2 rRNA genes are annotated in these 3,480 nt (G+C 54.6%); both read right to left on the minus strand.

From position 1 onward, the window contains the following. Position 1: 1 nt before the first annotated feature. Positions 2 to 118, minus strand: a 5S ribosomal RNA gene (gene rrf / locus HMPREF2614_RS02785). A 107-nt stretch (positions 119 to 225) separates the two neighbouring features. Next, a 23S ribosomal RNA gene (locus tag HMPREF2614_RS02790) occupies positions 226 to 3,319 on the minus strand. Positions 3,320 to 3,480 lie beyond the last annotated feature (161 nt).

Here is a 3,480-nt window from a genome sequence, read left to right on the forward strand (position 1 = left end):
ATGCCGGCGGCGACCTACTCTCCCACACCCTCCCGAGTGCAGTACCATCGGCGCTGGTGGACTTAGCTTCCGGGTTCGGAATGGGACCGGGCGTGACCCCACCGCTAACACCACCGACAAAAACCAGGCAACAACCAACCCCACCACAAAACTTCGGGTGGGTGGTGTCATGCCAGACACTGAACAGTAGACGCGAGCAAAAACCCTAATTTTTCACACTCTCTTGTGTGTTGAATGTTTGGTCTATTAGTACCGGTCACCTCCACACCTTACGATGCTTCCAGATCCGGCCTATCAACCCCATCATCTATAGGGGACCTCAAAAGAAACCTAATCTTGGAACAGGCTTCCCGCTTAGATGCTTTCAGCGGTTATCCCTTCCGTACGTAGCCAACCAGCCATGCCCCAGGCGGGACAACTGGCACACCAGAGGTACGTCCATCCCGGTCCTCTCGTACTAGGGACAGCCTTCCTCAAGTTTCTACGCGCGCGGCGGATAGAGACCGAACTGTCTCACGACGTTCTAAACCCAGCTCGCGTGCCGCTTTAATGGGCGAACAGCCCAACCCTTGGGACCTACTCCAGCCCCAGGATGCGACGAGCCGACATCGAGGTGCCAAACCATCCCGTCGATATGGACTCTTGGGGAAGATCAGCCTGTTATCCCCGGGGTACCTTTTATCCGTTGAGCGACACCGCTTCCACAAGCCGGTGCCGGATCACTAGTCCCTAGTTTCCTACCTGCTCGACCTGTCAGTCTCACAGTCAAGCTCCCTTGTGCACTTACACTCAACACCTGATTGCCAACCAGGCTGAGGGAACCTTTGGGCGCCTCCGTTACTCTTTGGGAGGCAACCGCCCCAGTTAAACTACCCACCAGGCACTGTCCCTAACCCGGATCACGGGCCGAGGTTGAGATGTCCAATACGATCAGAGTGGTATTTCAACAACGACTCCACCCCAACTGGCGTTGAGGCATCACAGTCTCCCACCTATCCTACACAAACCGAACCGAACACCAATACCAAGCTATAGTGAAGGTCCCGGGGTCTTTTCGTCCTGCCGCGCGTAACGAGCATCTTTACTCGTACTGCAATTTCGCCGGGTCTGTGGTTGAGACAGCAGGGAAGTCGTTACGCCATTCGTGCAGGTCGGAACTTACCCGACAAGGAATTTCGCTACCTTAGGATGGTTATAGTTACCACCGCCGTTTACTGGGGCTTAAATTCTCCGCTTCGACCCCACAAGGAATCTAACAGGTCCTCTTAACCTTCCAGCACCGGGCAGGCGTCAGTCCGTATACATCGACTTAAACGTCTTCGCACGGACCTGTGTTTTTAGTAAACAGTCGCTTCCCTCTATTCTCTGCGGCCACAACCAGCTCAACCACGTCGGTCACCAGTCATGGCCCCCCTTCTCCCGAAGTTACGGGGGCATTTTGCCGAGTTCCTTAACCACAGTTCTCCCGATCGCCTTAGTATTCTCTACCTGACTACCTGTGTCGGTTTCGGGTACGGGCCGTATATCCACATCGCTAGAGGCTTTTCTCGGCAGCATAGGATCACCAACTTCCCCAAATACGGGTACGCATCACGCCTCACCCTATATGTGCTCCGGATTTACCTAGAACACGGGCCACACGCTTACACCACGATATCCATCACGTGGCACGGCTACCTTCCTGCGTCACCCCATCACTTGGCTACTACCAGTTCAGGTCCCCAGCATCACACACACCAACCAACCCAAAAGGCTAGTAAACGGCGCGTGTTCAGGTGGGTTAGTATCCCTGATTCACCATGGGCGCGGACACACGGGTACGGGAATATCAACCCGTTATCCATCGACTACGCCTGTCGGCCTCGCCTTAGGCCCCGACTCACCCTGGGAGGATTAACCTGGCCCAGGAACCCTTAGTCATTCGGCGGAGGAGTTTTCCACTCCTCATTCGCTACTCATGCCTGCATTCTCACTCGCGCACACTCCACACTAGGGTTACCCCAGCGCTTCACAGCAGTCACGCGACGCTCCCCTACCCAACCACCACAAAAGATGATTGCCGCGGCTTCGGCGGTGTACTTGAGCCCCACTACATTGTCGGCGCAGAACCACTCGACCAGTGAGCTATTACGCACTCTTTCAAGGATGGCTGCTTCTAAGCCAACCTCCTGGTTGTCTTCGCGATCCCACATCCTTTTCCACTTAGCACACCCTTAGGGGCCTTAGCCGGCGATCTGGGCTGTTTCCCTCTCGACTACGAAGCTTATCCCCCGCAGTCTCACTGCCGTGCTCTCACCTGACCTGGCATTCGGAGTTTGGCTGATGTCGCTAAGATGATAGTCCCGCTAAACCAACCAGTAGCTCTACCTCCAGGAGGAAACACACGACGCTGCACCTAAATGCATTTCGGGGAGAACCAGCTATCACGGAGTTTGATTGGCCTTTCACCCCTACCCACAACTCATCCCCTCAGTTTTCAACCTAAGTGGGTTCGCGCCTCCACAGAGTCTTACCTCTGCTTCACACTGGCCATGGGTAGATCACCCCGCTTCGGGTCCAGGACATGCCACTAAAAACACACTAATTAGTATTCGCTTTCGCTACGACTACCCCACCAAACGGGTTAACCTCGCGACATGCCGCTGACTCGCAGGCTCATTCTTCAAAAGGCACGCCATCACCCCACACGGAGGCTCTGACGGATTGTAAGCACATGGTTTCAGGTACTATTTCACTCCCCTCCCGGGGTACTTTTCACCATTCCCTCACGGTACTAATCCGCTATCGGTCATAAGCAGGTATTTAGGCTTACCGGGTGGTCCCGGCAGATTCACAGCAGATTCCACGAGCCCGCTGCTACTCGGGCAACACACCAATTGCAGATGCGAGTGTTTCACGTACCGGACTCTCACCGTCTACGGCAGGACATTCCAATCCACTTCCGCTACACCCACACACACGCAACGCAGGACTAGCAGACCCTGCAACAATGCATCCCCACAACCCCACGCACGCAAACCCTGCCAGGTATCACACGCACGCGGTTTAGCCTCATCCACGTTCGTTCGCCACTACTAACGGAATCACAATTGTTTTCTACTCCTACGGGTACTGAGATGTTTCACTTCCCCGCGTAACCACCAATTAGACTATGAATTCATCTAACGGCGACCGCCCACAACGACGGCCAGGTTTCCCCATTCGGACACCCTCGGATCAACGCTTAGTTGGCAACTCCCCGAGGCCTATCGCAGCCTCTCACGTCCTTCATCGGCCTACTATGCCAAGGCATCCACCATGCGCCCTTACAACACAACACACAAATACTCAAGAACAATCACAAACAGAAAAACTGCTTGACAAAATCGAACTTACAGAAAAACAAGATGCTCGCGTCCACTATCCAGTTCTCACACAACACCCACACACCACAGAACAAACCACCACACAGCAGCCCGCCTGCAGCACGCAGCAACCTGT

This window comes from Corynebacterium sp. HMSC074C11 (genome assembly GCF_001809455.1).
Classification (GTDB): Bacteria; Actinomycetota; Actinomycetes; order Mycobacteriales; family Mycobacteriaceae; genus Corynebacterium; species Corynebacterium amycolatum.